Genomic DNA, 26248 nt, shown 5'->3' with positions numbered 1-26248 from the left:
TTTAATTTTTACAATTCCCTCCGCAAGCGCGCAACCGCAATCCCCAACTGCTCCCGGTACTTCGCCACGGTACGACGCTTCACAATAAAACCGCGCTCCGATAAGATCCCCTCCAAATCCTCATCCGAATACGGCGCATCATGCGGCTCTCCCGCAATGATCTCCCGCAAAATATTCTTGACCTCCCGGGTAGAGAAATCCTCGCCCGACTCGTGTGTGATGCCCTCCGAGAAAAAATACTTCAAAGGAAACATCCCAAAATCGCTTTGCACCGACTTCGCCGAGACCACCCGCGACACCGTCGAAATGTCCATCGCAATATCCGCCGCAATCTCCTTCATCTTCAACGGCCGTAAACGCGCATCATCCCCCGTCAAGAAAAAATCATACTGCTTCGTCACAATACTTTCCATCGTTTTCATCAAAGTCCCTTGACGCTGTTGGATCGCCTGAATGAACCAGGATGCGGCGTCCAACTTATGTTTGATAAACGTCACCGCTTCCTTAATATCTTTCTGCTGCTTATTCCCCTTCTCATACGTTTGCAACATCTCCTGAAACGACTTGCTCACCCGCAATTCAGGGGCGTTTTTGCCATTTAATTTGATGTCCAACTTCCCATCTACCTGCGTCACAATAAAATCCGGCTGTAAAAATTGAGCCACCTCACCCGCCTCCGTGCCACCTGGTTTGGGATTCAAACGCGTAATAACTGCAATAGCTTGTTTCAAGGCCGCTTCATCCACGCCTAATTTTTGCTGCAAGGCAGCATAATGACGTTTGGAGAAATCATCGAAATAGGTGTCAATTAACTGAATCGCTAAGGCATGTGCTCCCTCCTCACCTACAGAATGACGATGCAACTGCAAAGACAAACACTCCTGCAAATCACGCGCCCCAATGCCCGCCGGATCTAATTGTTGGACCTTCATCAGCACCGCTTCCACCTCCGCATAATCGGTTTCAAAGCCCACCGTAAACGCTAAATCATTCACGATACTCTCAATGTTCCGACGTAAATACCCATCATCCTCCAACGACCCAATGATCTGTTCGGCAATCAACTGCTCCCGCTCACCCGACACCACAAAGCCTATCTGCATCAATAAAAACTCCTCTGCACTCGGCACAGTCGCCATCGGCCGCTCCCGGATCTCCTCATTCGGATCATAGGAATCCCCCGCCATCTTATACCCCGCATAATCATCTTGTAAATAATCCCCGATCTCCAATTCCTCCCGCTCCAAATCCTCCACGGTCTCCCGTTCGCCCTCCTCCTCAAATCGCTCCGAATCCACACCCTCCTCTAATGCAGGATTTTGCTCCAATTCCTCCTCCACACGCGCCGCCAATTCCGCCGTCGGAATTTGCAATAACTTGATCAACTGGATCTGCTGCGGTGAAAGTTTCTGCTGCTGCGACAGCTTGATGGATAATCCCTGCATATAACGCTGTATTTAAAAACAAAAATAAATGAAATAATTCGGTAATTGTGCGTATTTTTGAGGCTTATTGTGACCAAATAAACGGCACTACGAGATTCTATCGCATGCAAATTAAAGAAATACTTTCATTATCCCCGAGTAATCAAACCATAACCGCCAAAGGTTGGGTACGTACCAAACGCGTTTCTTCCAACGTTGCCTTCGTCGCCCTAAACGACGGATCAACCATCCATAATATTCAAGGTGTTATTGCCGACGGGACCGTAGCCGAAGAAACCCTTCGCCTCGTAACCACCGGCGCTTGCATCGCCCTCACCGGAATCCTCATCCCCTCTCAAGGACAAGGACAATCCGTTGAAATTCAAGTAACTGATATTCAGGTATACGGCACCGCCGACCCAGAGAAATATCCCTTACAACCGAAAAAACATTCACTCGAGTTCTTGCGTGAGATTGCGCACTTAAGACCGCGTACCAACACGTTTTCGGCCATTTTACGCGTCCGACATGCCTTAGCATTCGCCGTGCACTCGTATTTCAATGACAAAGGTTTCTTCTATTTACATACACCCATCATTACGGGATCAGATGCAGAAGGCGCTGGTGAGATGTTCCGCGTGACGACATTGCCTACCACGAATCCACCGATGACCGAAGACGGCAAGGTAGATTTCAAAGAAGATTTCTTTGGTAAGGAGACGAATTTGACGGTTTCGGGACAGCTGGAAGGAGAGCTTGGAGCGATGGCCTTATCGAAGGTGTATACCTTCGGTCCTACGTTCCGTGCGGAAAACTCGAACACCACGCGTCACTTGGCTGAGTTCTGGATGATCGAACCGGAAGTGGCCTTTAATGAATTAGAAGATAACATGAATTTGGCGGAGGACTTCACCAAATACTGCATCAAATACGCGCTAGACCACTGCGCAGACGATATCGCCTTCCTCGAAAAACGTTTACTAGAGGAAGAGAAAAACAAGAAAAAAGAAGAGCAATCTGAACTTAGCTTAACGGAGAAGTTACGCTTTGTGACGGAAAATGATTTTGAACGCTTAACCTACACGGAAGCAATCAACATCCTCTTGCAATCCAAAACCCACAAACAAGGTAAGTTTCAGTACCCTGTTGAATGGGGCATCGACTTGCAGTCGGAGCACGAGCGCTGGTTAGTCGAAAAACACTTCAAAAAGCCTGTTATCCTAACCAATTACCCGAAAGACATCAAGGCATTCTACATGAAATTGGACGAAGACGGCAAGACCGTGCGTGCGATGGACGTATTATTCCCAGGTATCGGGGAGATCATCGGTGGATCACAGCGGGAAGATGATTACGCGAAATTATTGCAACGCACGAAGGATGTGGGCATTGAGGAAGAATCGATTTGGTGGTATTTAGAAACTCGCCAATTTGGCTCTGCGCCGCATGCTGGCTTCGGCTTAGGCTTCGAGCGTTTAGTTTTATTTGTGACGGGCATGTCGAACATTCGCGACGTGATTCCGTTCCCACGTACGCCTAAATCGGCTGAATTTTAAGATGTTTAAACAAGCATTCAAAAGTATTGGGCATGCCTTCGATGGAATTGTAGATCTCATCAAGCAGGAGAATAATGCCAAAATCCACTTGATTTCAACGATTCTAGTCATTTTCGTAGGCATCAAACTAGACTTCATTGCCCTGGAATGGGTATGGATTAGTTTAGCGATTGCCGGGGTTTGGGTCATGGAATTGATCAATACGGCCTTAGAAAGATTAACCGATTTAGTGTCGCCGGGAGAAAATCCTTTGGCGAAAAAGATAAAAGATTACGCGGCAGGCGCCGTTTTAGTTATGGCCATTTGGGCTGTATTTATTTTCGCGCTGATTGCCATTCCACACCTTTGGGTTTGGCTTACATTTTCTAGCTAGTATATGAAAGAATACGGATCAAGCGTACAAAAATTAGTGAACTACATCATGACGATCGAGGACCGTGAACAACGCACGAAATATGCGTTTATAATGGTCGAGCTCATGAAACAGATTCACCCGAACATGAAGGATAATCAACAAGATTATTCGAAAAAGTTATGGGATGATTTGTATATCATGTCCAACTTCGCGTTGGATGTACAAGGGCCCTTCCCTCCTCCTTCACCAGAATCAGTGGGAAAAGCGCCGCGTAAGGTCGCGTATAACCAGCACCATTTGAAGTTCAAACACTATGGCCGCAATGTGGAATTGTTAATTCTGCGTGCCATCGCGGAGGAGAAATTAGAGGACAAAAAAATTCTAGTGGCCTACATTGCGCGTTTGATGAAAGGCTTCTACGTGACGTGGAACAAAGACTCGGTGGACGATTCGGTTATTTGGCAGAACATCAAAGAAATGTCGGAAAACCTATTGGGCAGCATCGTAGATGAACTTTCGCAAGAGACCTTAGGCCATGCCAAAGTCGCGAATAACGCCCGCAATGCCTATAACGCGCCGGAATATCCGAACAATAACAACAACCGGAACAATAACTTCCGGAAGAACAACAACTTCAGAAATAACAACAACAACCGAAATAATTTCCGTAAAAATAAGTAAGCACTATGGCATCATTTAAAGTAACCGGTGGCCGCCGGATGAAAGGGGAAATCACTCCGCAAGGAGCGAAAAACGAAGCATTGCAAATTTTGTGTGCCGTGGTTTTAACAGCTGAACCTGTCACCATCCACAACATTCCAAACATTCGCGACGTCAATCAACTCATTGATTTACTGGGTGATATGGGCGTGAGCATGCGTCGTTTGTCTGAATCTAGTATCGAATTCGATGCATCGCAGGTGAACATCGACTACCTAGAATCAGATACCTACAAGAAAAAAGCGGCTGCGTTACGTGGTTCGGTGATGTTATTAGGGCCAACCTTAGCTCGCTTCAAAAAGGGACGTATTCCTTCCCCAGGTGGAGATAAAATTGGACGTCGGCGTTTAGACACCCACTTTTTCGGCTTCATGAAATTAGGTGCCAAATTCAATTACAGCCCCGAAGACGGTGGTATTTACGAAGTAGATGCATCGCAATTGCAAGGTGCGTACATGTTATTGGACGAAGCTTCGGTAACAGGAACAGCAAATATTTTGATGGCTGCCGTATTAGCTAAAGGCAAAACAACCATTTACAACGCTGCTTGTGAGCCGTATTTACAGCAATTGAGCAAGATGTTGAACCGGATGGGTGCGAAAATCACCGGCATCGGATCGAACATGTTGGTGATCGACGGCGTAGACGTCCTTCACGGAACGGAGCATACGATGCTACCGGATATGATTGAGATTGGTTCGTTCATCGGCATGGCCGTGATGACGCAATCGGAAATCACGATCAAAAACTGCCAAATCCCAGAATTAGGCATCATTCCAGAGGTATTCAAGAAATTAGGTATCAAAATGGAATTCCGTGGTGATGATATTTTCATCCCATCACAGGAACATTACGAATTGGAAAACTTCATCGATGGATCGATGTTGACCATTTCCGATCACCCATGGCCTGGCTTCACGCCCGACTTGTTATCCATCATTTTAGTAACTGCTATCCAAGCGAAAGGAACGGTATTGATTCACCAAAAAATGTTTGAATCCCGTTTATTCTTTGTCGATCGTTTGATTGAGATGGGTGCGCAGATTATCCTGTGTGATCCACACCGTGCCACGGTGGTTGGCTTTGATCGCAAACAAACCTTGAAAGGCATTCGCATGTCATCTCCGGATATTCGTGCGGGCGTTTCGTTATTAATTGCGGCGATGTCGGCAAACGGCACTTCCATCATCGATAACATCGAGCAAATTGACCGGGGTTACCAAAACATCGATACGCGTTTAAATGCGATCGGTGCGGAAATCGTACGTATTTAAGATGGCGTTTCAGGCGAAGATTAAGCAGACGGTCAAATTGGCCATTCCCATTGTCGTGGGCCAGCTCGGCGTCATGCTCATGGGTTTAGCCGATACGATTCAGGTAGGACAAATGTCAACCGGCGCTGCTGAAAGTCTAGGTGCTTCCGGCATGGCGGGAAGTATTTTCTTTACCATAGCGATCGTAGGTTTAATCTGCATGCAGATTGTCGCGCCCATGATTTCCAAAGCGGAGGCGGAAGGTGATTTCACGGAATGCGGGAATTTGTTACGTGCCAATATCCGTGTGGCTGTTTTCTTAGCGGTGATTACCATTGTGTTGATAGGCGTGGCGGGCATGAATTATGATTTGTTCCAGCAGACGGCGGCCAACAAAGCCTTAACCCTTCCCTATTTAGCATTAATAGCCATTTCGGTCATACCAATCTTTTTATTTTCGGCCTTAAAAAGCTTTACGGATGGTTTACAGAAAACCTCGGTGGCGATGTACATCACATTGGGTGCGCTGATTTTCAACGTCATCTTCAATCATATTTTCATTAATGGCCTTGGCCCGATTCCCGCGATGGGATTATTGGGGGCTGGGATTGCAACGTTGTTGGCCCGCATCTTAATGGTCAGTTCTTTAGCCATTTACGTATTCAAAATCGCTGATTTCAGCAAGTATCTAGCTAAAAAGCATGTACATGCAGAGGCCAATGTCCTCGAAAAAACGATCTTGAAAATCGGCATTCCATCCGGCATGCAGGGTTTCTTTGAGATTGCAACCTTTGGTATGGCCGTGGTCATGATGGGCTGGATTTCCGTGACGGCGCAGGCGGCACATATTGTGGCCATCAACATGGCGTCGTTGACCTACATGATGGCCACCGGCATCGCGGCGGCGGGAGGAATTTTGGTGGGCGCGGACATCGGCGAGCGGAATCGTCCAGGCATTTTCACTTCGGGAAACGCGGCATTGGTGCTATCCATTGTATTCATGGGCGTATGCGCGTTGGTCTTTTTCTTTGGTAAAGATATTTTAGTACGTGGCTATACCCAAGAAGCCTCGGTAATTGCGATCGCAGTAACACTTGTCGTTTGGGGCGCGATCTTTCAATTATTTGACGGTATTCAAGCGGTTTCATTGGGTTTATTGCGTGGACTTCAGGATGTCAACATCCCTACCGGAATCACCATTTTCTCTTATTGGGGCATCGGCATTCCACTCTCCTACTACATCGGGATTTACCAGGGCGTAGGCGCTGTGGGCATCTGGATGGGCCTAACAGCTAGTTTGGTTTGCTCGTCGGTCTTGCTTTCGTGGCGGTTTTATGCACGAGCGAAGACGATAGATTTGGAGGCTTTGACGGTGGAGTAGACTGTAGAGGTAAGAGGTAAGAGGTAAGAGGTGAGAGGTAAGAGGTGAGAGGTTTCTTTATTCTAATCAAAAAAAATAGTGCCAACCGCAGCCAGCACTATCTAAATTCAAAAAATCTCTTACTTCTTACCTCTTAATTCTCACCTCTTATTACCTCTTACTTCTTACCTCTTACCTCTCACCTCTTATTACCTCTCACCTCTTAACTGTGTATCGACCTCTTCGCCGTCGCAGCCAGACAAGCTTCTTTCAAAGCTTCTGTATACGTCGGGTGCGCGTGTGACATACGCGCCACATCTTCTGCCGAAGCACGGTATTCCATCGCGACCACCGCTTCCGCGATGATATCCGCCGCACGAGCGCCGATGATGTGAACACCTAAGATTTCATCTGTTGTGGCATCTGCCAAAACTTTCGCCAAACCATCCACATCGCCCGATGCAATTGAACGACCCAAAGCCTTGAACGGGAATGAACCTTCTTTGTAAGCGATACCTGCCGCTTTCAATTCTTGTTCCGTCTTCCCTACCGAAGCCACTTCTGGCCAGGTGTAGACAACGCCTGGAATTAAATTATAATTGATATGTGGCTTTTGGCCTGCTATCACTTCGGCAACTAAAGTTCCTTCTTCCTCTGCTTTATGAGCCAGCATCGCTCCACGAACCACGTCACCAATCGCGTAAATACCCGGAACCGATGTTTGAAGTGTATGCTCATCTACCGCGATCCGTCCGCGTTCATCGGCCGTTAAACCCGCCGCAGCTAAGTTCAAACCATCGGTGTACGGTCGGCGACCAATACATACCAAGCAATAATCTCCTTTAATCTCGACTTCCTTACCCGACGCATCTTGTGCTTTCACCGTCACTTCTTTCCCCTTCACGGATGCACCCGTCACTTTGTGGGACAAGTAAAAATCAGCGCCTAATTTGGCAATCGACTTTTGCAATTCCTTGCCCATCGTCTTATCCATCGTGGCAATCATGCTATCCGCAAATTCCACAAAGGAAACTTTTGATCCTAAACGTGCGTAAACAGAACCTAATTCAGCGCCGATTACCCCCGCTCCGATCACGATTAAATGCTTCGGAACTTCCTTCATTTTCAAGGCTTCGGTCGACGTGATAATACGCTCTTTATCCACCGGAATGAACGGAAGGATCGTTGGCTTAGAACCCGTCGCAATCACAATATTCTTTCCAGCAATCACCTCCGAAGAACCATCTTCTTTGGTCACTTTAACTGTTTTCGCTGAATCAAATGATCCCAAACCATGAAACGTAGTGATCTTGTTTTTCTTCATCAAATACGCAATACCTGCATTCAAATTCGAAACCACACCCGCTTTGCGCTTGATCATTTGGTCCATATTGACCTTTGGTTTTGAAATATCAATTCCATGATCTTGGAAGGTATGCACCGCATTGTGGTAGTGCTCAGACGAGTCCAACAATGCTTTCGAAGGTATACATCCCACGTTCAAACACGTTCCACCCATCACGGCATATTTCTCCACGATGGCCACTTTGAAACCCAATTGGGCCGAACGGATAGCCGAAACATATCCTCCTGGACCCGAACCAATTACGACAACATCAAATTCTTGCATAAGGCGATTGAAAGCGAATAGGCCCCGCAAGGCCTATTCTAGTCATTAAATATCTAATAATAAACGAGCTGGATCCTCCAATAGTTGCTTCAAGCGAACTAAGAAACTCACAGACTCCCGGCCATCGATGATGCGGTGATCATACGATAATGCCAAATACATGATCGGACGAATAACGATTTGACCGTCCACAACCACTGCGCGCTCTACAATATTGTGCATACCTAAGATCGCAACTTGCGGCGCATTGATGATTGGCGTAGAAAGCATCGAACCAAATACCCCACCATTCGTGATCGTAAATGTACCGCCACTCATTTCTTCCAAACTCAATTTATTCTCACGTGCTTTTCCCGCTAAACGAACCACTTCAGATTCGATGCCCGCTAATGACAAGTTCTCTGCCGAGCGAATCACCGGAACAACTAATCCTTTTGGTGCAGAAACCGCAATCGAAATATCGCAATAATCGTGGAACACGATTTCATCGCCATCGATCTTCGCATTCACCGAAGGATATTCCTTCAAGGCCACGCAAACCGCTTTCGTGAAGAAGGACATAAAGCCTAATCCCACGCCATGTTTCTCCTTGAATTTATCTTTGTATTTTCCACGTAAATCCATGACCGGCTTCATGTCTACCTCGTTGAAGGTTGTCAACATGGCCGTCTCATTTTTCACAGCTACCAAACGACGGGCAACTGTTTTACGCAATGAACTCATTTTCTCACGACGCGTTCCGCCTTGTGCTACCGCTGGTGCAGCAGCCGGAGCTGCCGGTGCAGCCGCCGCTGGTTTCGAAGCTGCTACGGCATCTTCTTTCGTGATACGTCCACCCACACCTGAACCCGCAACCGAAGCTGCCGCAATTCCTTTTTCATCTAATATTTTTGCTGCTGCTGGAGATGGATGACCTGCTGCATACGTTGCATCTGAAGAAGCTACTGCTGCTGGAGCCGCTGCTGCTGGAGCTGGAGCCGCCGCTGGTGCTGCTGCTACGGAACCACCTACGGTGATTTTCGCCAACAAGCCTCCAATCGGAACAACAGAACCTGGCTGCGCAATCACCTCTAACACACCGGCTGATTCAGCTGGCAATTCGAAGGTCGCTTTGTCCGACTCTAATTCGCAAAGAACTTCATCTAATGAAACAACATCCCCTGTTTTCTTATTCCAAACTGAAACGGTTACTTCTGAAATCGACTCTCCTACTGCGGGAACTTTAACTTCCAATACGGTCGTTGGCCCTGCTGCTGGAGCTGGAGCCGGAGCTGCTGCGGGTGCAGGAGCTACCACTGCTGCGGGAGCGGCGTCTGCTACGGTAACCGATGCTGTCGCACCGCCTGCCTCAATCGTGCAAATCACTGCACCGATCGGCAACACATCGCCTTCTTTTGCCACAATGTGCAAAATACCTTCAGCCTCAGCTGGCAATTCAAATGTGGCTTTGTCCGACTCTAGTTCGCACAACACCTCATCCAATTTCACGTGATCGCCTTCTTTTTTGTTCCAAGTGGCAACCGTTACTTCCGTGATTGACTCGCCCACCGCGGGCACTTTCATTTCTATAGCCATAATATTCGATTATTCAAATGCTCTGTTTATCAATGCTGCCTGCTCCTCTCCATGCACCTTCAAGAATCCTGTCGCCGGTGAGGCCGATTTCTTACGTGCGACTAATTTGGCAAAACGTGACCAACCAAACTCACGAATCACATACGACCAATAGCCCATGTTTTCCGGTTCTTCTTGCACGTAGAAAATTTCTGCCGATTTGTATTTCGCCAATTCCGCTTCTACTTGTTTCGTTGGGAATGGATGCAATTGCTCCAAACGGATAATCGCCACATCCTTACGCTTATCTTTTTCTTGACGATCCAATAAGTCAAAATATACTTTACCTGAACAGATCAACACGCGTTTCACTTTCGCTTTATCTGCGTAGTCATCTCCAATCACCTCTTGGAATGAACCTTTCGTAAAGGCATCCAATTTCGAAACGACTTTCGGATGACGGAAAATTGACTTCGGTGACATCACCACGAGTGGCTTGCGGAACTCCCAAGTTAATTGGCGGCGCAACGCATGGAATATATTGGCTGGTGTTGTCAAATTCGCAATCACCATATTATTCTCAGCTGCTAATTGCAAGAAACGCTCAGGACGTGCATTCGAGTGCTCCGGTCCTTGACCTTCGTAGCCGTGTGGCAATAACATCACCAAACCATTTTGTGTCCCCCACTTCGATTCATGAGACGAAACAAACTGATCGATCATGGTTTGAGCCCCATTGGCAAAATCACCAAACTGCGCTTCCCAGATTACTAAGGAATTAGGATTCGCTAACGCATAACCAAACTCATAACCTAATACGCCGTATTCCGACAATAATGAGTTATAGATTTGTGCTTGCTCCTGCTTATCCGAAATATGATTTAACGAACTGTAATTTTCATTTGTATTGGCATCGTGCAATACCGCATGGCGGTGTGAGAACGTACCCCGTTGGACATCTTGTCCCGACAAGCGAACCGCTTTGCCTTCCACTAATAAAGAACCATAAGCTAATAACTCAGCTGTGGCCCAGTTTAATTCACCCTTTTCGAAGTATACTTTACGATCAGCAATGACCTTTTCAATTTGCTTCAAGGCCACAAAACCTTTTGGCAACGTCGTGATCGCTTTGGCTACTTGGTCTACTACCGCTTGAGAAATGGCTGTTTTAGGCGATTTTTCGAAGTCTTTTTCGGTTGAGTAACGCAATGCCGACCACGCATTATCTAATTTCAAAGGAATATAAGGAGGGCGAACTTTTTGTTTAACTAAATCCAAGCGCGCTTGTAGCTCTGCCTTGAATTCAGCATCCATTTGCTCCGCTAATTTCGCCTCAATTTCACCCTGCTTGATTAATTTCTGAATGTAAATTTCGCGTGGATTGGGGTGATTGGTGATGTTGGCATACAACGTAGGCTGCGTGAAACGCGGCTCATCGGACTCATTGTGACCATTCCGACGGTAACAAACCATGTCCACGAAAACATCACGGCCAAACTCCTGACGGAATTCAGCAGCGATACGCGACACGAAAACCACCGCTTCTGGATCATCTCCATTCACGTGGAATACGGGTGCGTCGATAATCTTCGCTACATCCGTGCAATAAATCGCAGAACGTGCATCTTCAAAATCGGTTGTAAATCCTACTTGGTTATTGATCACAAAGTGGATCGTTCCACCCGTTGAATAGCCTTTCAATTTCGCCATTTGCGTCACTTCGTACACGATACCTTGTCCGGCAACCGCTGCATCTCCGTGAATCAAAATCGGCATCACTTTCGAATAATCACCATGATAATGGGCATCCGCACTCGCGCGACAGAAACCTTCTACTAATGGATTTACCGCTTCTAAGTGCGATGGATTAGGCGCTAATTTCAATGAAATTTCGCTACCGTTTGGTGAAATATGCTTCGAAGAATACCCCAAGTGGTATTTTACGTCGCCATCCCCATGAATTTCATCAGGCACATTTCCTTCGAAACCATCAAAGATCGATTCGTACGATTTGTGCATAATGTTGGCCAACACGTTCAAACGACCGCGGTGCGCCATACCAATCATGGCTTCCTTCACCCCTAAGTCGGCCGAGGTATTAATAATCGCATCCAAACCTGGGATCGTAGATTCACCACCTTCCAGTCCGAAGCGCTTTTGGCCTAAATATTTTGTTCCTAAGAAATTCTCGAAAACGACTGCTTCGTTTAATTTCTCCAGGATATGTTTTTTCTTTTCAATGGAAGGATTGAATGCCAAAGCTTCCTTTTCAATCTTGTTGCGCAACCATTCTTTCGTCGCTACCTCACGGATATAGGAATATTCAAACCCGATCGTACCAGCATAGATCTTATGTAGGGCGTCTTGAATTTGACGCAACGTCGCTGGCCCAATTGCCAAGAACGTACCTGCCTGAAAAACGGTATCTAAATCCGCATCGGAAAGAGCGTAATCAGTTAATGCCAAACGAGGCTGACGATCCTTGCGCTCGCGCACCGGATTCGTTTTGGATAATAAGTGCCCACGTGAACGGAATGCCTTGATTAATGAAATCACGGCCATCTCTTTTTGCACATGGGAAGAATCTGCTGAACCAGCACCGGCAGGCGCACCTTCACCTAACCAGGTTTGTGAAAAATCGAATCCCTTAAAGAAATCTCTCCAAGAGCTGTCTACGGAATTGGGGTCTTGTTTGTAAGCTTCATACAAGTCGGCAATGACCTGTGTATCTGCATTCGCTACGTAGGAAAATGGATCCATAATGTAAAATTCTAGCCGAGAACTAGAAAAAGTTTCAAACGTTGATGTTTTGGTTTAGCGTAATTATTTCTGTCCGAAAAAATCTTCGCAATTTACTATACTCTTTTTTAATTATTCCCAAAAAATTGGGGTTTTTTACCTTATAAAGGCACAAATTTCTTTCGAAAAAATCCTATTTGAACGTGTTGAAAAAAAATCTTTAATTATTCCAACTTTATCTCACCAAAGTCAAAATATTCCTACAATTACTCATGGTCTAAACTCGGCAATTTTACCATTACCGGTATCGATCTCATAGCGTATAAAGATTTGATGAAAACCGGAGGCTACTCCGGAGCTCATGGGCGTGGTCAAGGCTACTTGTTTTCCTAGTAAATCATAGGCATAGCCCACGCGAAAATTTCGTCCGAGAGCAACTTCAGCACTCAGCAGTAACGCCGCATCGCCGAATTCCGATCCTGTTCCTTGATACCACAGACCCGCACCCACTTTTTCATGGTACCATACCGTGGCGTGTGCATCGACTTTGAGGTCACCCGATCCGAGGCGTACCAGCGAACCGAATTTGGTCGTAAAGGAATTATCTAAATTCATGGTATAGGTCGCCCGTACATAAGTGGGAGCCTCGCGGGTGGGTTTGCTAATACCTACCACCAATTGATCATGGGTATATATCAGCCCCAGTCCAAAGCTGCTGCGCAGGACGGCAGTACCTGTTTTATCCAAAATGGGATATTGATCTATCCCTACTTGTCCTCCAAAACGCAGGGTATTTCCCCTTCCCCACTCCATGGCGTAAGATCCGACGGCCGACAAGCCCAAGTTGGCCGCTAGTCCGCCTTGTGGCAACAAATAGGATTGGTCCGTATTATAGGCCAAAAACCCAATCCCGCCTTTTCCTTGTGCGATGGGCATGTCAAAACTGAAATACTGTTGGGAAGATCCCCCCAAATTTTGTTGGAACAGCGGTTTTTTGCGATAAATACCGGTTATAGAAGCCACACCCCGTAGTCCGGCTTCCGCAGGATTAATCCCAAGGGGAATAAATGGATACACCATCCGAAGGGATTCTTGTTGGCCTAACGCCACCTGCACCATCAACACGAGGAAAATAACTTTTTTCATAAAATCTGACAATATGACATTTCCGTTTGGCTTGGAATATCATTTGATAACTAGGAATTCAAATTTATGATTTTTAATCTCAATTAAACATGAAAGAAACAGGTAACATCTCCATTCACACCGAGAATATTTTTCCCATCATCAAAAAATTTCTCTATTCGGACCACGAGATTTTCCTTCGTGAGTTGGTATCCAATGCGGTAGACGCCACCCAAAAAATCAAACGCTTGAGTTCTATTGGTGAATTCAACGGCGAATTGGGTGAGTTAAAAGTTCAGGTAAGCTTCGACAAAGACAAAAAGACAATCACCATTTCAGATAATGGAATTGGTATGACGGCCGAAGAAATTAAGAAATACATCAATCAAATTGCCTTCTCTGGCGCCACTGAATTTGTGGAGAAATACAAAGATCAGGGAGATGACAAAGGTATCATCGGTCATTTTGGCTTAGGATTCTATTCTGCCTTTATGGTTGCCAAAGAAGTTGAAATCATTTCTAAATCCTACCAAGATGGTTCTGAGGCGGCGCGTTGGATTTGCGACGGTTCGACCGAATATTCCATTGCATCAGCGAAAAAGAAGACACGCGGAACGGACATCATTTTGCACATTGCGGAAGATTCAGAGGAGTTTTTAGAAGAATATCGATTGAAATCAATCTTAGAAAAGTATGGTAAATTCTTACCGATGCCGATTGAGTTTCAAGAGAAAATCATCAATAACCCAAGTCCGATTTGGACGAAATCACCATCCGATTTAACGGATGAGGATTACTTACAATTCTATGATGAATTGTACCCGATGCAAGAGAAACCTTTGTTTTGGATTCACTTGAATGTGGACTACCCATTCAACTTAACCGGTATTTTGTACTTCCCGAAAGTGAAGAACGAGATGCAATTGCAGCGGGAAAAGATCCAGTTGTACAGTCGGCAAGTATTCATCACCGACGAAGTCAAAGACATCGTCCCTGAATTCTTGATGTTGTTGCATGGGGTCATCGACTCCCCAGATATTCCACTAAACGTATCGCGCTCATTCTTGCAGGCGGATTCGAATGTAAAGAAAATCAACTCGTACATCACGAAGAAAGTAGCAGATAAATTGGCCGAATTATTCAAGGCAGATCGCGCGGCGTTTGAGGAGAAATTTGCCAACATTGGCCTATTTATCAAATACGGTATGATTTCGGACGAGAAATTCATGGAGAAAGCCAAAGATTTCTGTTTGGTGCAAGATACCGCTGGCAAATATTTCACGCTAGATGAATATGCAGAGGAGGTACAAGCGGCGCAGACCGACAAAGACGGCAACAAAGTGTATTTATATACCACGGATGAGCAACAACAAGATGCCTTTATTCAATCCGCCACACAAAAAGGCTATTCCGTGATCCGTCTAGATTCGTTGATCGACAGTCACTTCATTCAAGCGATGGAGGCCAAATTAGAAAAAACACAATGGAAACGCGTAGATGCGGATCGCATTGAAAAGTTGATCGACACAGGTATTAATCTAGAGGCGATTTTGAGCGAGACGCAGAAAGAATCGGTTAAAAAAGTATTCGAAGAGACCTTGAATGACAAGCAAAAAGTTGTTTCGGTGGAAGCGATGTCGCCGGATGAATTACCTGCAATTGTGACGCAAAATGAGTTCATGCGCCGCATGAGTGAAATGTCGAAGAATGGTGGTGGTGGAGGTATGAGCATGTTTGGTGCGATGCCTACGACCTACAACATTACGGTCAATGCGAATCACCCGTTGATCAGCAAATTAGCTGAGCTTACTTCGGAGGATGAGCAAAAAGCGTTAGCGAAGCAAATCTCGGATTTGGCGCTCTTGTCGCAGAATTTATTGACGGGTGCTGATTTGACGGCGTTTATTAAGCGCACGATCGCCAAGCAATAGTCTAGACGCTAGACGTTAGACGTTGGACGTTAGACGCTTGAAATTAGACGCTAGACGTCAGACTTTGGACGTTAGACTTTGGATGTTAGAAAAATTGTCAGGTCTAATGTCCAATGTCTGACGTCCAACGTCCAATAAAAAATCCCTGGCCGAAAGACCAGGGATTTTTTATTACATTCCCTTACGAACGATGAGTTTCTTGGTGGCGACGGATCGACCATCAATCGTCAATTGGTACATATACATACCGTTATTGAAATCACGCATCGGGATTCGTGCGGAACGCTGATCGCGCTCTAACGTAATTTCTTTTATTTCTTGGCCTAAAATGTTGTAGAAAGTAAGCTTAACATCTTGCACACCCGCATTGATTTGAAAATCAATTTCTGCATAATCAACGGCCGGGTTGGGATATAAATGAGAAACTTGTACGCGATCATTCACAAACAAATAATTCTCACCTGACTTAGACACTTGCGCCTGTGCGGGCTTCGCTGCGGTCAACAGACCTAGCACCAATAATCCCAAAAGTAAAAAGCGTTTGTTCATCGTTGAATTTCTTAAACGAAAATAGGGATACTTTATTGCAAGTCAAACTAAGAAATGGCCAAACAGCCAATTACAAGGACAAATGGCCGAATTTTAAGGTTTTTTAACATAGCGAACCCGATCCAAGACCATCGGCAAGGTAATAATCTCCTTGGCACGCCAGTTGAACCCATCGAGATATTCCAGTTCTTCCTTCCACTCTTTCGGCGGAGCAAATTTGGCTTCAGGCTTTGTGATAAAAGCAATCCGTTTGACTTTATTATCATCAAAAAATATGTTCATTCGGCTGCATTCGACTCGATTCAATCCTGTGGTGACTTGTTTATCATCCATCACATAATAGACACTTTCCCCATTTCCATCTACCTGCACGCGCTTCAGTTTGGAGTCATCTGCAAAATGTACCCAGACTTTCCGGCCTTTGATTTGATTGTAATGCGCCACGGAATCTTTTGTAATGATAAACGAATGACCTCTTAAACGCATCTCGCGCAGCTTTTGATTCGTCATAAACAAGGACATCGAATCGGCTTGCATCTGCGAGCCATTAGCCCAGAGAATTGGTTTTTGGTAAAAATGAATGGTCGAATCCTTCACATCGTAGCCAAGCGAATCACATTTCCCCGAAAGGTCCGATTTATATATGAGCACATTTTTATATGCAAACAACTTCCGAATCGAATCTTTCTCGATGCTGACAGAAACCAAAGTGTCCGCCGTTAGATATAAAGTATCCTTCTCCAATATATTTTTCATCAGCGCGTGGCCATACACACGAGTCACACCCGTTTTCCCCGCGTAGCGCCCATGATCTCCCGTTAAAATCACTTTTTCCTTTTGGCTCAAAAACTCCACTTTTCCGCGTGCCACCCCGATCTGGGTTGGGCTGTCATAGAAAAGGGTGTCTGCCGACAAGATATATTCGGCGGTACGGGCAGTAGACCGACCAGTAAAATTGGAAACTTTGGTTTGCGTATTGTAAAAACCGGCTGTCGTCAAAACCGTATCTTTTTTGGTAATGATCTCCGTAGGACAAATGAAATAGGCCTCTTTGGAAGCGGTGTTATAACGCAAGGAATCTGCCCGAACGGCGCTGCCATCTTTGTCAACAACCTTCACTTTCTCCTTGAAAAGAAAGTTTTTGGTGACCGTATTATAGAAGCCTTCGCGACTCGTCAATGTCGATTTTTTATCAACAATCTTCGCTCCTGTATGGTAAATCGCCATGCGGGAATTGAGGTCATAATCTAGTTTATTGGTCGTTAAAATGATGGTGTGATCGTCCAACTTCACACGCCCAGTGATAAAGGCCTGTCGGCTATCGCCATTATAAATCGCCGTATCCCCATTGATAGTCACCGTGTCCGCCTGTATGATTTTAACATGCCCATACGCCTCAACATTGTTCGTGCTACTATTCAAAACTGCCTGATCGCAACTCACTAAGGTCGTTCCTTGACGTAATTGGACGTGTCCAATCAACGTTTTGCGCATGATTAAGTCTTGTTGGATCCCGTTCAAACTATCTGCCCGAATGACTTCCAATTGACTTTGCGCCTGCAGGATTGCAGGGAACATCAACAAGAAAAGCAGGAATATTCGGTATCTTTGCTGCATAGTAAAGTTTGAACGCGCAATTTACCAATTTTATGCTGGAAGATTTCATCCAATTTATCCAAAAAGAGAATTTATTTACACCGGAAGATAAAATCCTAGTGGCCGTAAGTGGCGGGATTGACTCCATGGTTTTGGCTAAATTATTTGCGCAGGCCAAATTTAATTTTGGCATCGCGCACGTGAATTTCAGCTTGCGCGGCGAAGAGTCAATCGCAGATGAGGTGTTCGTCAAAAAATTCGCCAAAACCCTCAAAGTCCCGTATCATTCCATCGTATTTGACACCAAGGCTTTCGCTGAAAAAGAAAAGATTTCAACCCAAATGGCTGCGCGTTTATTGCGTTATAATTGGTTCGAAGAAATTAGACAACAGGAAGGCTACGCCTACATTGCCACGGCACACCATCTGATGGATAGCGCGGAAACAGTGCTTATAAATTTAACGCGCGGGAGCGGATTGGCCGGTTTTCATGGCATACCCCTTAAACATGGGTACGTGATTCGGCCGTTGGCGTTTGCCACACAAGAGCAAATCTATGATTTGGTGGTCGAGAATCGGATGGCTTGGCGGGAGGATTCGTCCAACGAGTCAACGAAGTATCAGCGGAATTTCATTCGCCATGAAATCGTTCCCAAGTTTCAGGAAATGAATCCGGTGTTCGACCAAACATTAGCGCAAACAAGTGCGCGGATACGTGCAGTAGAAGATTGGATATCGGATGAATTTAACGCCTGGAAATTAGCTAATTGCACCACAGACACTTCGAATAATCAATTCGTCAAACTGGCTGAATTATCTTCCAAAGAAAAAGTGATGCAGCAACGCTGGTTGCAAGGCTTACATTTTCATCCGGATCAAATTGAACAGATCATCCAGCATCCTGCCGACAAAGTGGGCAAGATATTCGAATCACCTTTATATACCTTGAATATCGATCGGGCGCAATGGGTGATTTCACCTAAAGATCAATCCGAGTTCAAGCCAATTCTCATACAAGAAGAGGATGAAGATATCCAGGTTGGCAATCAGATGCTTCACATTTATGTGGAGGAAAAAACACCTGATTTCAAAGTGCCCACTGACCCGAACATTGCTTGTTTAGATGCAGATAGCCTAACATTTCCGTTGGAGATTCGAAAAGCACAAGAAGGTGATTGGTTCTGCCCTCTTGGGATGAATAGCAAAAAATTGATTTCTGATTTTTTGACGGACAAAAAGGTTCCGGTGAATTTGAAGAAGACGACCAATTTATTAGTCAGTAAAGGTTCGGTGGCTTGGATCGTAGGGCAGCGGATTGATAACCGATTTAAGGTAAGTGATAAGACCGAAACGGTCATGATTTTCGAGATCAAATAAACCCCACGTCACCTACCTTTGGCAAACCTTGGAGGATTGCCAAAGGTAAGGGGGAAAAAGCACTTTGGGGAAGAAAAAACTGATATTCTATCGAATCAGTTTCCGATACATTTCCGTACGAATCGGATCCAATAAACTCAAATACGCAAAGGCCTGTTGGCGCTCCGAAGGCGTAGCCTCATCCATAATGGAATAAATCTCATCCGATTTGGAATCGAAAAACACGCGAATGGACGCAGCACCAGGGCGAACTTGATTAATCTGACGAATCTGCATCAGCAACTCTAAAATCCCTTTCCGCGCCTCATCGGGCTTATCCTTAAACGTATCTAAATGCAAGCGGTGGTAAGTATAATAAACCTCACGCAAGCCTTGCATTTGTTGGTTCAGTAAACCCTCCGCAATCGCAACCCGCGATCGTATATCATTCATGGTTCCCCAGCCAGAACCTGAGTTTTGGGCGAGGTTGGTTAGATTCGTCAACTTCTGAACAAAAAAATCACCGCCACGTAAACCCATCGAATCGTAATGATACGCTAGGGATAGATTCGCGTAATAGGCCAACATCGAACTAAAATTATCCATATAACTATTATCGTTATAGGTAATCGGCGTTCCCGTCAGGTATTTGAAATTAAAATTCTTGTCGATGACATTCAAAATCACCGTCTCATACGACGTACCAAAAACAGGTCGCAATACTTGCAAACGAGCATTTGCTTCGAAGTCTCCTTGTGAACTCGCTTTGGTCAATAATAAATTAAGATTGACCTTAATCTTTTCCTCAGAGGAAAAAATGTCATTTGACCAGCGTCTACTCGATAAAAATTCTTGGATGGTACGCTGTAGCTCCGTGTAAATTTGAGATGTGCCGCGTTGTTGGTCGAGCTGAATTTGCTCGGTATTGATGGTAACAGAAACTTGTAGTTCTTGGGCGCTAAGCACCCAAGAACTCAAGCATAAAATACTTACTAGAAGAGCGCGAAAAGATTTCATATTGAAATCAAACGAAGAAAAATTAGTTTTCGTCTGTTGCTTCCTCGCGTGCTCGGTAATCAATTTTGTCGCCTAAAAACTCGTCAATCGCTAAAGCGCTTGGTTTCGGCATACGCTCATAATATTTTGAAATTTCGATCTGCTCGCGGTTTTCGAAAATCTCTTCCAAATTATCAACAGAAGAAGCAAATTCCGACAATTTGCCAGACAATTCCTCTTTCATTTTGCTTGAAATCTGACGAGCACGTTGGCCAATAATCGAAATCGACTCATACGTATTCCCCGTCTTAATAGCAATTTTATCTACATCACGCGTAATGATGGATGGATTTGTTTGGTTCTTAGACATCTCTTTAATTTTAAATTAAGGTTGCAAAAATAAGGTATTTTTTCGAATAATACTACTGTGGACTCGTCGTCACTTTAGACGTATTGGAACGCTCTTTCTCCAGCAAAGCTTTCTGCTCTGCCTCCAAAGCCGTTAATCGAGCCACTTCTTTTAAACTCTTGTCGTACATTTTTTCCGACAACTTTAAATAGGCACTATTGGGATATTTATCAATCAACTCTAAATAGAATTTAGCCGCATCACCAAATCGCTCCCGCTGGCGCGACTCAATCGTACTCTCCGCCAAATCAAACTGCGCAATTACCTTTAAATAAGCAATCTCCTCGCTGTAATCGGAATCTGGAAAATCCTTTTGGAAGTTCGAAATCTCAATAACCGAAGATTTTAACGACATAATATTAAACGGAGAAGTCTTGTAATACAACTTCGCCTTCTCATACGCCTTCTGCTCCAGCTTTTTTCGCAAATCCTTGATCATCTGCGTACATTCATCCTTGTACTTCGTTTCTGGAAAATTATTCAAATAACCCTGCAACTCATTAATCGCCGCTAAGGTACCCGTTTGGTCTAAATTGAAGTTGGGCGAGTCTTTGTATAACGAAAATGCCGACATATAAATCGCTTCTTCCGCGAATTCACTCCGAGAGAAAACCTCTGAAAATTTCTTGAAGTGGGTATTCGCAACTGCATAATTGCCCAAATTGAAGTCACAGTACGCTTGATAAAAAGTAGCCATTTCCTGGGTTGAATCACCCTTTAACACAGGCAAAATTTCATCAAACAAAATTCCTGCCTTATCAAACTCCTTCTTCTTGTAGTAATCCATCGCAGCCTTATATTTAACCGGCACGCTGGCACTCTTTCTGAATTTCTCAAACTTACCGCATGAACTCAACCCGATCACCGCGATAAAACCAATCAATAAATATTTTTTCAACTTCATAAGCGCGCAAAGATAAGGATTAATTACGACTAAATTGTAAATGATACAACGTCGCATACAAGCCTCCTTGTTTCAATAATTCATCATGATTTCCCCGCTCCTTTATTTCCCCTTTATCCATCACCAATATCTGATCCGCATTCCGGATAGTCGACAATCGATGCGCAATCACCACGGCCGTCCTACCCTTCATTAAGGTCGCAATGGCTTGTTGGATCATCACCTCCGACTCCGAATCCACCGAAGAAGTCGCCTCATCCAAAACAATGATCTTCGGATTGCGGACCATTGCCCGCACAAACGAAATCAATTGGCGCTGCCCCACACTCAAAGTCGCCCCACGCTCCATCACTTCATACGCATAGCCACCCGGCAAGGTCATGATAAAATCATGTACACCCACTGCTTTTGCCGCTTCTTCCATCTTCTCCTGCGTAATACTTTCGTCACCCAAATGAATATTGTAAGCAATCGACGAACTGAACAAAAACACATCCTGCAATACGACTGCGATATTCTCACGCAAACTTTCAATCTCATAATCAGGCAAGGCAACCCCGTCAATCTGAATAACACCATCCTGGCAATCATACATCCGGGCCAATAAGCCAATAATAGACGATTTTCCGGCACCAGTTGCTCCCACAATCGCCATGGTCTTACCGGCTGGAACCTCAAAACTTACATTTTTAACCACCCACTCCGGCTCTTGATAAGCAAAACTCACCTGCTTAAATTGAATTTTGCCTTTTAAATGATCCGCCAAAATGGCCCCATTATTTTGAATGTAATCGGTCGAATCCAATAACGTTAAAATCCGCTCTGTGGATACAATTCCCATCTGTAACGTATTAAAGCGATCTGCCAACATACGTATCGGGCGGAAAAACAAATTGATAAACATAATGAACGCCGTCAAGGTCCCCACCGTAATTTCCTCACGCAAAATGTAAGTAGACGCCATCCAAACCACAAAACCTGAACCCACCGCAGAGATCACATCCGCCACGGGAAAATAAACTGAATAAGCTAAAATCCCCTTAATGTTCGCATCACGATGCGCTTGGTTGATGATATTGAATTTAGCCAGCTCCCGCTTTTCTGCATGAAACAACTGCACAATCATCATACCCGATATATGTTCCTGCACAAAGGAATTCAAATTAGCTACCGCCAAACGAACCTCATTAAACGATTTTTTGATGTATTCCTTAAAGACATAGGTCGAGAAAAACATAAACGGAACGGTTGCCAAAATCACACAAGTCAATCGCCAATCCGTATAAAACATTACCCCAATAATCAGGAACAACTGCAATAAATCCCCCGCAATCGAAGCTAATCCCTCCGAAAACACGTCGTTCAACGTCTCGATATCTGAAACCGTCCGAGTCACCAATCGGCCGATCGGGGTGGCGTCAAAAAACGCTAAACGCAAATGCACGATTTTGGCATATAACTGTACCCGAATATCTCGGATAACCGTTTGACCTAAAAAACCTGCTAAATAACTGGTGGAAAATTGCAAGGAGGTTTGTACCAACAGCACAAGAATCATCAGCATAAATTGCTGCATCAACTCAGCCATGTGACCCAGACTCACATAATTATCTAATGTAAATCGAATCATCAGCGGAATCACCGGTGAAACACCCGCTGTCCCTAAAATCAATACGACTAAAAACCAAAAGCGAAATTTATACGGCTGAATAAAGCCGTAGATGCGGCGGATAATTTGCCAGTCAACAATCTTGCCAATCTCTTTTTCTTTCATTTATTCTCTGTTGGCAACGCTGCACACGTCCCACAGCCTTTGGCGCACTGGCCGGCCGACTTACCCCAAAACTGTTGATAGACCATGCGGCCTAAAAATCCCAATGCTCCAATAAATATCAACGCAATAACTAGGGTTTCCATTTCGATTGCAGTATGTGTAAAAATTCATCAAATATAGGCCCAGCCCCAATAATCTCCCCCTCAAAAATCACCTCATTCCCTCCCGAAAAATTCGTCACTTTACCTCCCGCCTCTTCTATAATAATCTTCCCTGCTGCCACATCCCAAGGTTTCAAATTCGCCTCGAAAAAACCTTCAAAACGTCCGCAGGCCGTATATGCCAAATCGATTGCCGCAGCACCCATCCGACGTAAACCATGACTTTTCTGCATCAGTTCCTTTAACAAAGCTAAATATTGATCCTGATAAGAAAAATCATAATACGGAAAACCTGTGGCCAATAAACTACGACCTACCTGATTTTGATCTGAAACGCGAATCGGGCGATCATTCAAAAAAGCCCCAGTTCCTTTCGCCGCATAAAATAATTCATCTCGGTTAGGCTCATAAATTAAGCCTAAAATCGGCTGCTTATTGTAAATCAAACCCACCGAAACCGCGTAAATGGGCAAGCGATGTAAAAAATTCGTGGTACCATCTAGTGGGTCAATCACCCAATAATAGCCATCTCCCACCTCGCTATAATCTGAGGCCGATTCTTCAGCAACAAATCCAGCTTCCGGAAAAATCTTTCCCAAGCCCTCTTTTAGCCGTTTTTCAGCCGACTGGTCCACAAAAGACACTAAATCATTCGTTCCCTTATATTGTATGTCCTCCTGCCCGATGTCATTCACCATCGACTGTATCCAGTGCCCCGTTTCCAAGACAACCGGCTTCGACAAAGCTAGCAAGTTGGCCAGATCCAACATATCTATTTAGGCTGTAAGGCCAACCAATCCGCAAGGATTTGTTGGGTTTCTTTTAAATATGCGTCTTTAGCATGTTTATCTGCCGACTTATCTTTCTTATCCTTTTCGGCAGCCGTTTCTTCCGCACCACCACCTAAGGCGTCCATCACCGCCTGTGACTCATCTGGCTTTTTCTTCTGCTCATCCAATTCCTTCTTCCGCTTTTCCATGTTCAATGAAATAGAATTCGTTTCTTTGATTTTTTTCCAACGGTCAAAATCGGCACGTAACTTGATCAAATCAGGTTTCGTTTTTAGACGTGTTGTAAATGCCGCTTGCAATTTGGCTAATGCAGGTGCTATTACGTGATTCGTAGGCTGATACGTCGTAGACGGAATCATATCCCAAGGCAAAGCACTTGGCTGTGAACTTTCACCAAACTCCTCGGCAGAGAATGCGGATGGCAACGCAAAATCAGGACTAACACCCTTATGCTGCGTCGAGCTACCATTAATTCGGTAGAATTTCTCCAAGGTAATTTTCAATTGACCCGCTGGCTCCTTGCCATCACCGATGTAATTATCCAAATCCACCACAGATTGCACCGTTCCTTTTCCATAGGATTGCTCACCTACCACAATACCTCGTTTGTAATCTTGAATCGCTGCAGCGAAAATCTCCGAGGCAGAAGCTGAGAATCTATTGATCATCACAACCAAAGGACCATTATACACTTGCTCGATATCACGATCTACTTCTTGCGAAATCTTCCCATCAGCCTGCTTACGCTGAACCACGGGACCTTTGGTGATAAACAAACCTGTTAAATCTACTGACTCAATTAATGAACCACCGCCATTATTGCGCAAATCAATGATGACACCATCTACGCCAGATTGCTTAAATTCAGTCAAGAATTTCCGCACATCCGAAGTAGTTGAATTAAAATCAGCCTCACGCTTACGGGCCCCATCAAAATCGCGGTAGAACATCGGAATGGTGATCAAACCAATCTTGACGTTTTTATCTCCTTGCTTGTAATTCAACACCTCTTGTTTCGCTTTTTGCTCTTCGATTTTAATTTTCTCCCGCACAATGCGTACTTCCGAAGTAGGAGAACCGGTCACCCCGTTCGCGGCTAAAATCTTCAAACGAACTACGGTACCTTTGGGCCCACGGATAAGTTTGACGGCATCGTCGGTAAACCAACCGATCACATCGACAAAAGCACCACCGTCTCCTTGCGCTACACCCACGATCCGGTCTTTGGGATTGATTAATTTACTGCGGAATGCTGGACCGCCAGGAATCAAATCCTGAATCGTCACATAATCACCTTCTAAACGAAGCGTGGCACCGATGCCCTCAAAACTTTGGGCCATATCCTTGTTGAATTCTTCGGCCGTTTTCGGAATCATATACGACGTATGCGGATCGATACTTTCCGTGTAGGCATTCATAAAGACTTGAAAAACATCTTCCGAACGGGTGCGCGCCATGTATTTGGCAGAACGCGCATACCGCTCCTTCAATTCCCGAATAGCGGTAGTATCTGCTTTGCCCCCAATTTTCCAATCGAGCAATTGACGCTTTAAATCTTTGCGCCAATAATTATTTAGCTCATCAGCCGTTTCCGCCCACTTGGCTTTCTCGCGATCAGGCTGATACGTCTCATCCGTCGTAAATTCAACCGGCTGTTTCATGAGCTGTTCGATGTAGGCATAGCGCTCTAACATCCGCTTTTGATACCGGTTATACATCTGAAAAGCAGATGTCAAATCGCCCATATTCAATTGCTCATCGATCGTAAAACGGTATTTCTCCATTTCAGCCACATCGGATGCCAAAAAGAATACTTTATTGGGATCAAGGTCTTTGATATAGGCATCAAAAATCTTCGACGACAAGGAATCATTCACAGGAATCTTCCGATAATGGTAATTGCTCAAGATACCAAACACTAAACGCTCGACCTTTTTTTGTATCTCCGTTGGCTGCAAGTCACCCTGCTGGTACGTTGCCTTTACCTGCGTATCCTGCGTTTTCCCATGCAAGAAAACAACTACCAATAAAGACAAAGGAATTAAAATCGGAAGTATCCTTTTCAT

21 protein-coding genes are annotated in these 26248 nt (G+C 44.8%); 7 read left to right on the top strand and 14 right to left on the bottom strand.

What is annotated here, in order from left to right; translation table 11 throughout:
- Positions 1-8 precede the first annotated feature (8 nt).
- Complete coding sequence (rpoN, locus tag U0R10_RS02020; protein ID WP_377982013.1) at positions 9-1445, bottom strand: RNA polymerase factor sigma-54; 1437 nt, start codon at positions 1443-1445, stop codon at positions 9-11.
- 104 nt (positions 1446-1549) lie between these two features.
- On the opposite strand from rpoN, the gene asnS reads away from it, so the two are divergent.
- Genes asnS through U0R10_RS01995 form a run of 5 tightly spaced genes read left to right on the top strand, consistent with a single transcriptional unit; the run spans position 1550 to position 6689 of the window.
- On the top strand, positions 1550-2980 hold the full coding sequence (asnS, locus tag U0R10_RS02015; RefSeq protein ID WP_377982012.1) for an asparagine--tRNA ligase: 1431 nt from the start codon (positions 1550-1552) through the stop codon (positions 2978-2980).
- A 1-nt stretch (position 2981) separates the two neighbouring features.
- Positions 2982-3353 carry a diacylglycerol kinase family protein gene (locus tag U0R10_RS02010; RefSeq protein ID WP_377982011.1) on the top strand — a complete coding sequence of 124 codons (372 nt, stop codon included), beginning with the start codon at positions 2982-2984 and terminating at the stop codon, positions 3351-3353.
- A 3-nt stretch (positions 3354-3356) separates the two neighbouring features.
- Entirely contained in the window at positions 3357-4016 is a 660-nt protein-coding gene (locus U0R10_RS02005) for a DUF4290 domain-containing protein (RefSeq protein ID WP_377982010.1), read from the top strand.
- 5 nt (positions 4017-4021) lie between these two features.
- Positions 4022-5329 (top strand): UDP-N-acetylglucosamine 1-carboxyvinyltransferase, encoded by a 1308-nt coding sequence (gene murA / locus U0R10_RS02000; protein ID WP_377982009.1) that lies wholly within the window; start codon positions 4022-4024, stop codon positions 5327-5329.
- The gene (locus tag U0R10_RS01995) at positions 5307-6689 is read left to right on the top strand and encodes an MATE family efflux transporter (protein WP_377982008.1); all 1383 of its coding nucleotides are present in this window, start codon (positions 5307-5309) and stop codon (positions 6687-6689) included. Before murA ends, U0R10_RS01995 begins: the two co-directional genes overlap by 23 nt.
- A 202-nt stretch (positions 6690-6891) precedes the next feature.
- Here U0R10_RS01995 and lpdA read toward each other — a convergent pair whose 3' ends face one another.
- From lpdA to U0R10_RS01975, 4 genes are all read right to left on the bottom strand, one after another.
- Positions 6892-8298 (bottom strand): dihydrolipoyl dehydrogenase, encoded by a 1407-nt coding sequence (gene lpdA / locus U0R10_RS01990; RefSeq protein ID WP_377982007.1) that lies wholly within the window; start codon positions 8296-8298, stop codon positions 6892-6894.
- 45 nt (positions 8299-8343) lie between these two features.
- The gene (gene odhB / locus U0R10_RS01985) at positions 8344-9873 is read right to left on the bottom strand and encodes a 2-oxoglutarate dehydrogenase complex dihydrolipoyllysine-residue succinyltransferase (protein WP_377982006.1); all 1530 of its coding nucleotides are present in this window, start codon (positions 9871-9873) and stop codon (positions 8344-8346) included.
- Between the two features lie 9 nt (positions 9874-9882).
- Entirely contained in the window at positions 9883-12612 is a 2730-nt protein-coding gene (locus tag U0R10_RS01980; RefSeq protein WP_377982005.1) for a 2-oxoglutarate dehydrogenase E1 component, read from the bottom strand.
- 249 nt (positions 12613-12861) lie between these two features.
- On the bottom strand, positions 12862-13737 hold the full coding sequence (locus U0R10_RS01975) for a type IX secretion system membrane protein PorP/SprF (RefSeq protein ID WP_377982004.1): 876 nt from the start codon (positions 13735-13737) through the stop codon (positions 12862-12864).
- 89 nt (positions 13738-13826) lie between these two features.
- On the opposite strand from U0R10_RS01975, the gene htpG reads away from it, so the two are divergent.
- Entirely contained in the window at positions 13827-15647 is a 1821-nt protein-coding gene (htpG, locus tag U0R10_RS01970) for a molecular chaperone HtpG (RefSeq protein WP_377982003.1), read from the top strand.
- 171 nt (positions 15648-15818) lie between these two features.
- On the opposite strand, the gene U0R10_RS01965 is transcribed toward htpG, so the two are convergent.
- Together U0R10_RS01965 and U0R10_RS01960 are read right to left on the bottom strand one after the other, a co-directional pair.
- Positions 15819-16196, bottom strand: a complete 378-nt coding sequence (locus U0R10_RS01965) for a T9SS type A sorting domain-containing protein (RefSeq protein WP_377982002.1) — start codon at positions 16194-16196, stop codon at positions 15819-15821.
- A 93-nt stretch (positions 16197-16289) separates the two neighbouring features.
- Positions 16290-17813, bottom strand: coding sequence for an OstA-like protein (locus U0R10_RS01960; RefSeq protein ID WP_377982001.1), 1524 nt, complete (start codon positions 17811-17813; stop codon positions 16290-16292).
- A gap of 32 nt (positions 17814-17845) precedes the next feature.
- Here U0R10_RS01960 and tilS point away from each other — a divergent pair, with 32 nt between their 5' ends.
- Positions 17846-19168 (top strand): tRNA lysidine(34) synthetase TilS, encoded by a 1323-nt coding sequence (tilS, locus tag U0R10_RS01955; protein WP_377982000.1) that lies wholly within the window; start codon positions 17846-17848, stop codon positions 19166-19168.
- 87 nt (positions 19169-19255) lie between these two features.
- On the opposite strand, the gene porD is transcribed toward tilS, so the two are convergent.
- The 7 genes from porD to U0R10_RS01920 are packed head-to-tail and all read right to left on the bottom strand — an operon-like array spanning position 19256 to position 26248.
- Positions 19256-20164, bottom strand: a complete 909-nt coding sequence (gene porD, locus U0R10_RS01950; RefSeq protein ID WP_377981999.1) for a type IX secretion system protein PorD — start codon at positions 20162-20164, stop codon at positions 19256-19258.
- Between the two features lie 22 nt (positions 20165-20186).
- The gene (locus U0R10_RS01945) at positions 20187-20513 is read right to left on the bottom strand and encodes a DNA-directed RNA polymerase subunit omega (RefSeq protein ID WP_377981998.1); all 327 of its coding nucleotides are present in this window, start codon (positions 20511-20513) and stop codon (positions 20187-20189) included.
- Between the two features lie 52 nt (positions 20514-20565).
- On the bottom strand, positions 20566-21456 hold the full coding sequence (locus U0R10_RS01940) for an outer membrane protein assembly factor BamD (protein ID WP_377981997.1): 891 nt from the start codon (positions 21454-21456) through the stop codon (positions 20566-20568).
- Positions 21457-21475: 19 nt separating this feature from the next.
- Complete coding sequence (locus U0R10_RS01935) at positions 21476-23230, bottom strand: ABC transporter ATP-binding protein (RefSeq protein ID WP_377981996.1); 1755 nt, start codon at positions 23228-23230, stop codon at positions 21476-21478.
- Positions 23227-23373 carry a FeoB-associated Cys-rich membrane protein gene (locus U0R10_RS01930; RefSeq protein ID WP_377981995.1) on the bottom strand — a complete coding sequence of 49 codons (147 nt, stop codon included), beginning with the start codon at positions 23371-23373 and terminating at the stop codon, positions 23227-23229. Before U0R10_RS01930 ends, U0R10_RS01935 begins: the two co-directional genes overlap by 4 nt.
- A complete protein-coding gene (locus U0R10_RS01925) occupies positions 23361-24161 on the bottom strand; it encodes an inositol monophosphatase family protein (protein WP_377981994.1) in 801 nt (266 codons plus the stop codon). The genes U0R10_RS01930 and U0R10_RS01925 overlap by 13 nt, the downstream gene beginning before the upstream one ends.
- A gap of 2 nt (positions 24162-24163) precedes the next feature.
- A complete protein-coding gene (locus U0R10_RS01920; protein WP_377981993.1) occupies positions 24164-26248 on the bottom strand; it encodes a carboxy terminal-processing peptidase in 2085 nt (694 codons plus the stop codon).

Source organism: Aquirufa avitistagni (genome assembly GCF_042715545.1).
Lineage (GTDB): Bacteria > Bacteroidota > Bacteroidia > Cytophagales > Spirosomataceae > Aquirufa > Aquirufa avitistagni.
Note: the sequence above shows the minus strand (reverse complement) of the source record. Positions and strands in the feature narration are given on the sequence as shown.

Excerpts from the sequence above, each read along its gene's own strand:
- murA (WP_377982009.1), top strand. The coding sequence starts at position 4,022 with ATGGCATCATTTAAAGTAACCGGTGGCCGCCGGATGAAAGGGGAAATC.
- U0R10_RS01945 (WP_377981998.1), bottom strand. The coding sequence starts at position 20,513 with ATGTCTAAGAACCAAACAAATCCATCCATCATTACGCGTGATGTAGAT.
- lpdA (WP_377982007.1), bottom strand. The coding sequence starts at position 8,298 with ATGCAAGAATTTGATGTTGTCGTAATTGGTTCGGGTCCAGGAGGATAT.
- U0R10_RS01960 (WP_377982001.1), bottom strand. The coding sequence starts at position 17,813 with ATGCAGCAAAGATACCGAATATTCCTGCTTTTCTTGTTGATGTTCCCT.
- odhB (WP_377982006.1), bottom strand. The coding sequence starts at position 9,873 with ATGGCTATAGAAATGAAAGTGCCCGCGGTGGGCGAGTCAATCACGGAA.
- U0R10_RS01975 (WP_377982004.1), bottom strand. The coding sequence starts at position 13,737 with ATGAAAAAAGTTATTTTCCTCGTGTTGATGGTGCAGGTGGCGTTAGGC.
- porD (WP_377981999.1), bottom strand. The coding sequence starts at position 20,164 with ATGAAATCTTTTCGCGCTCTTCTAGTAAGTATTTTATGCTTGAGTTCT.
- U0R10_RS01980 (WP_377982005.1), bottom strand. The coding sequence starts at position 12,612 with ATGGATCCATTTTCCTACGTAGCGAATGCAGATACACAGGTCATTGCC.
- U0R10_RS01930 (WP_377981995.1), bottom strand. The coding sequence starts at position 23,373 with ATGGAAACCCTAGTTATTGCGTTGATATTTATTGGAGCATTGGGATTT.
- htpG (WP_377982003.1), top strand. The coding sequence starts at position 13,827 with ATGAAAGAAACAGGTAACATCTCCATTCACACCGAGAATATTTTTCCC.
- U0R10_RS01920 (WP_377981993.1), bottom strand. The coding sequence starts at position 26,248 with ATGAAAAGGATACTTCCGATTTTAATTCCTTTGTCTTTATTGGTAGTT.
- U0R10_RS01935 (WP_377981996.1), bottom strand. The coding sequence starts at position 23,230 with ATGAAAGAAAAAGAGATTGGCAAGATTGTTGACTGGCAAATTATCCGC.
- U0R10_RS01940 (WP_377981997.1), bottom strand. The coding sequence starts at position 21,456 with ATGAAGTTGAAAAAATATTTATTGATTGGTTTTATCGCGGTGATCGGG.
- U0R10_RS02005 (WP_377982010.1), top strand. The coding sequence starts at position 3,357 with ATGAAAGAATACGGATCAAGCGTACAAAAATTAGTGAACTACATCATG.
- U0R10_RS02010 (WP_377982011.1), top strand. The coding sequence starts at position 2,982 with ATGTTTAAACAAGCATTCAAAAGTATTGGGCATGCCTTCGATGGAATT.
- asnS (WP_377982012.1), top strand. The coding sequence starts at position 1,550 with ATGCAAATTAAAGAAATACTTTCATTATCCCCGAGTAATCAAACCATA.
- tilS (WP_377982000.1), top strand. The coding sequence starts at position 17,846 with ATGCTGGAAGATTTCATCCAATTTATCCAAAAAGAGAATTTATTTACA.
- rpoN (WP_377982013.1), bottom strand. The coding sequence starts at position 1,445 with ATGCAGGGATTATCCATCAAGCTGTCGCAGCAGCAGAAACTTTCACCG.
- U0R10_RS01925 (WP_377981994.1), bottom strand. The coding sequence starts at position 24,161 with ATGTTGGATCTGGCCAACTTGCTAGCTTTGTCGAAGCCGGTTGTCTTG.
- U0R10_RS01965 (WP_377982002.1), bottom strand. The coding sequence starts at position 16,196 with ATGAACAAACGCTTTTTACTTTTGGGATTATTGGTGCTAGGTCTGTTG.